At 54.3% G+C, this 3,800-nt stretch carries 5 protein-coding genes and 1 pseudogene; 1 reads left to right on the forward strand and 5 read right to left on the reverse strand.

Features of this window, described 5'->3' with window-relative positions; genetic code table 11:
- Window positions 1–204 precede the first annotated feature (204 nt).
- The 4 genes from ADICEAN_RS20445 to mltG are packed head-to-tail and all read right to left on the reverse strand — an operon-like array spanning window position 205 to window position 2,699.
- Window positions 205–948 (reverse strand): YihY/virulence factor BrkB family protein, encoded by a 744-nt coding sequence (locus tag ADICEAN_RS20445; RefSeq protein ID WP_009197582.1) that lies wholly within the window; start codon window positions 946–948, stop codon window positions 205–207.
- A 58-nt stretch (window positions 949–1,006) separates the two neighbouring features.
- A complete protein-coding gene (locus ADICEAN_RS20450) occupies window positions 1,007–1,186 on the reverse strand; it encodes a hypothetical protein (protein ID WP_009197583.1) in 180 nt (59 codons plus the stop codon).
- A gap of 4 nt (window positions 1,187–1,190) precedes the next feature.
- Window positions 1,191–1,601 (reverse strand): acyl-CoA thioesterase, encoded by a 411-nt coding sequence (locus ADICEAN_RS20455; RefSeq protein WP_009197584.1) that lies wholly within the window; start codon window positions 1,599–1,601, stop codon window positions 1,191–1,193.
- 60 nt (window positions 1,602–1,661) lie between these two features.
- Window positions 1,662–2,699 (reverse strand): endolytic transglycosylase MltG, encoded by a 1,038-nt coding sequence (gene mltG / locus ADICEAN_RS20460; protein WP_009197585.1) that lies wholly within the window; start codon window positions 2,697–2,699, stop codon window positions 1,662–1,664.
- A 185-nt stretch (window positions 2,700–2,884) separates the two neighbouring features.
- Between mltG and ADICEAN_RS20465 the strand changes: the two genes are divergently transcribed.
- Window positions 2,885–3,517 (forward strand): L-threonylcarbamoyladenylate synthase, encoded by a 633-nt coding sequence (locus tag ADICEAN_RS20465; RefSeq protein WP_009197586.1) that lies wholly within the window; start codon window positions 2,885–2,887, stop codon window positions 3,515–3,517.
- Here the strand turns inward: ADICEAN_RS20465 and ADICEAN_RS20470 are convergent.
- A pseudogene (locus ADICEAN_RS20470) lies at window positions 3,514–3,800 on the reverse strand (hypothetical protein); the annotation flags it as partial. The gene ADICEAN_RS20465 and the pseudogene ADICEAN_RS20470 sit on opposite strands and share 4 nt — an antisense overlap.

Consider the following 3,800-nt stretch of genomic DNA (forward strand, 5'->3'; position numbering starts at 1 on the left):
AGGGATTCGAACCCCCGGAGCCCGCAAAGGCTCAACGGTTTTCAAGACCGCCGCATTCGACCGCTCTGCCACTCCTCTGTAGCGGATGCAAAGGTAGCGCATCCGGGGATTTTCGCAAATGGTTTCTGGGAAAAAAATTCGGATGATCGTCAGGATCCGGATCGGCCCCCGGCGATTGTCGGAAAACTGGCCGACTTGGTAGGTTCAGGAGTCCTGCGCATGCCCCATCTCCACCCGCTCAACCTTCATCTTGGCCGGCTGAGCAGTTTTAACCCCCTTGCGGTCCAGGGCCACATCAATGCTGGCGTTCAGCGTATAACCGATCAGGATGATCACCGAGATCATGTAAATCCACAACATCAGCGCAATGAGGGCGCCAATGGACCCATATAACTTGTTGTACAAACCAAAATTGGAGATGTAAGCCGAAAAGCCAAAGGAGGCTGCCAGGCAAAAACAGGTGGCCAGCACCGAGCCCGGGGAGATAAAGCTCCAGCGCTGCTTGATAGAGGGCCCCAGGTAGTAGATGGAAGAAATGGCCAGCAGAAAGAACAGGAACATGATCAGAAAACGCAGCACAATAATGAGGTAGAACAGGCTTTGCTCCAGCATCTCGTTCTGATGCTGTACCCAGTTGATGAACAGCTGGCCTACTACCAGCAGGGCTATGGCCAGCACCAGCACAAAGGCCAGAATGAGCGTAAGAAAGGTGGCAATGCCCCGGGCTTTGTAATAGGGGCGCTTTTCAATGGTGTAATGAATGCGGTTGAAGGCATTCATCAGGGAAACCATGCCGCTGGTGGCCAGAAAGAGCGCAAACACCACACCAAAGGAAAGCAGTCCGCCCCGGGGCCGGCTCAAAATGTCGGAAATGGTGCTGTCGGCCATCTGGTAGAGCGAGTAGGGCAGCACACTTTGCAGAAAGGCCATGGCCTGATCATTGTCCACAATGGGCAGGTAGGCCAGCAGGGCAAAGAGAAAATAATGGCCGGAAAGATGGAAAGGGTTAGGTTAAACGCCACCCCATAGGCCCGCTCAAACACATCGGCCGCGCCCAGCTTATCCACAAAATGGCCAGCAGCCGAAAGAGCGACACCTGCCGGTTGCGGATGCGGATGCTGATCAGAAAATGCTTGATCCTGCGCAGGCGCCTGGAGTTTTTGATATGGTGGCGTACCCGTTCCATCGCATTAGGTATAGTAGGGTTCCAGTACGGTTCGCAGCGCTTCGGGAGCCCGGCAGGGACGGCCGCTCGCCTTGTTTACAAACACCAGCGTGGTGCTGCCCTCATTGATCAGCTTGCCGCCGGTATTATAAAGCCGGTAGTCGAACCGCATGCGGGTTTGGGGCAGCTCCGGGATGCGTACTTCCACCCGCAGCTCATCGTCGTAATAGGCCGGGGCCTTAAACTGTACGTGCAGGTCCAGCACGGGCATCATCACCCCCATTTCCTCCTCCATCTGCCGGTAGCTGAAGCCCAGGCTGCGCAGGGCTTCGGTGCGGCCTATTTCATAAAAGGAGGCGTAATTCCCATAATAGACATAGCCCATCTGGTCCGTCTCGGCATAGCGAACCCTGAGGGTTGTTTCGGCTATATACATATCAACTTTCTTCCCCAAATGGGCATTAAAGATGGGGAGGAAATCCGCAGCGCGCAATAGTTAGCGTAAAATACCGCGCTTCTGCAGGGCCCGCTGGTACTTACGGGCGTTTTTCATGTGCTCATCGTAGTTGACCGAAAAGGTGTGGTAGCCCGAGAAATCTTCCCTGGCCACAAAGTAGAAGTACTTGTGCTTTTCGGCATTCAGCACGGCATCCAGGGCCGTAATGGTGGGCATGTTGATGGGGCCGGGGGGCAGGCCACGGTACATATACGTGTTGTAAGGAGAGTCGATCGCCTTGTCCTTGGCCAGAATGCGTTTAATGGAGAAATCCCCCAGGGCAAAGACCAGGGTAGGGTCGGCCTGCAGGGGCATGTTGATGTTGAGGCGGTTCAGGTACACGCCGGCTACACGGGGCATTTCATCGGCTTTGTTGGTTTCGGCCCGTACGATGGAGGCCAGCGTAGCCACTTCGGCAGGGGTAAGGCCCAGCTGCTCGGCTTTCTGCAGACGCTCTTCGGTCCAGAAATCATCGTACTCCTTTTTCATCCGATCCATAAAATCCCGGGCCGAGGTGGTCCAGTAAAACTCATAGGTATTGGGCAGGAACATGCTGATAAAAGTGGCCGTATCAAAGCCATACGCCCGGGCTACGGCCTGGCTGCTGAGCAGGGAGTCCATTTCCTGCCGGCTGAACATAAGCTTGTCGCCCAGGCGCTCGGCCAGGTCCTGGCGGGTGCGCAGGTTATTAAAGGTGATGCGGATGGGGGTTTGGGCACCCGAGCGCAGCATGCGCACCGCCTGCAGGTTGTTCATGTTCTTTTCAATGATGTAGTGGCCGGGGCGCACCTGCTCATCATAGTTCATCAGCCGGGCCAGAAAGCCAAAGCTGACTGCCTCCTGCACAATGCCCTCGTCGTAGAGACGGTTCTGTACACTTTTAAAGCCTTCGCCGGGGCGGATGATAAAGGAAACAGGCTCCCGCTCTACCTGCAGGTTGGGTGTAAAGAGCACCTGCCAGGCATAGAAGGTGAAGGAGGTAAGCAGCACCGAGAAGATGATCAGCCCGGCTAACAATATCTTTTTATTCTTGAACATATCTTTGTTGGGTCGTGGGGTGCTTCTGCGGCATTCCTTTTTAACGGCTTTTGTAAACAATCGGCTTAGGCTGCAGGGTTACTCTGCTATACCTATCCGGCTGCGGGACTGTTACAATGGGTATTTTGATGTAACTTGTAAAAACACAGCCACTTTTATACCTAAACGTAAAAATTTCCGATTGTATGGCAGCAGAACTTCTCAAAATTCATCCTGATAACCCTGAGCCACGCAAAATTGCCAAAGTTGTGGAAGTATTGGAAAAAGGTGGGGTAATTATTTATCCCACCGATACCATCTATGGCATTGGCTGCGATATTTTTAATCAGCGGGCCGTAGAACGGGTATGCCAGATCAAGGGGGTGCATGTGGATAAAACCATGCTTTCCTTTGTGTGTCAGGATATCAGCCATATTTCTGAATACGTCAAGAGCCTGAGCACTCCTGTTTTCAAGGTGATGAAGAAAGCCCTGCCCGGCCCCTTTACCTTTATCCTGGAAGCCAGCAGCAAAGTGCCCAAGATCATACATGCCAAGAAGAAAACAGTGGGCATACGGGTGCCCGACCACAACATCCCGCGCCTGCTGGTCGAGCAACTCGGGCGCCCCATCATCACCACTTCCATCCATGACGACGATGAGATCCTGGAGTACAGCACCGATCCGGAAATCATCTATGAAAAATTCCGCAACCTGGTAGACATAGTGATCGATAGCGGAATTGGCAAGATCACTCCTTCTACCATTGTGGATTGTACCGGAGATGAGTTTGAGATTCTGCGCCAGGGCGCCGGCGATCTGGACCCTTACCTGGCCTAGTCTGCCCCAGAGGGCTGCGCTGCCTGTACGGGCGGTTGATGCTTCCAGCGCTTGTGCGACCACAGGTAGCCCTCGGGCTGCTGGCGAATGCTCTGCTCCAGCGCCCGGATGTAGCGCTCGGTAAGCACCCCCTCGGAAATCTCTGCATAGGGGGGGCGTCCAAGCTCTTCGGCCCATATCTCGTACCGCCCCCTGCTCAGGCGCCTGATGCCGATAAAGTACAGGGGCATGTTTTCCTTACGGGCCAGTTTTTCGGCCGAATCAAAGAAGGGGGCCGGCCGGT

The organism is Cesiribacter andamanensis AMV16, from assembly GCF_000348925.1.
GTDB classification, from domain to species: domain Bacteria; phylum Bacteroidota; class Bacteroidia; order Cytophagales; family Cyclobacteriaceae; genus Cesiribacter; species Cesiribacter andamanensis.

Bases quoted from the DNA above. Each gene is read 5' to 3' on its own strand.
- ADICEAN_RS20450 (WP_009197583.1), bottom strand. From the start codon at position 1,186: ATGGAACGGGTACGCCACCATATCAAAAACTCCAGGCGCCTGCGCAGG.
- ADICEAN_RS20455 (WP_009197584.1), bottom strand. From the start codon at position 1,601: ATGTATATAGCCGAAACAACCCTCAGGGTTCGCTATGCCGAGACGGAC.
- mltG (WP_009197585.1), bottom strand. From the start codon at position 2,699: ATGTTCAAGAATAAAAAGATATTGTTAGCCGGGCTGATCATCTTCTCG.
- ADICEAN_RS20465 (WP_009197586.1), top strand. From the start codon at position 2,885: ATGGCAGCAGAACTTCTCAAAATTCATCCTGATAACCCTGAGCCACGC.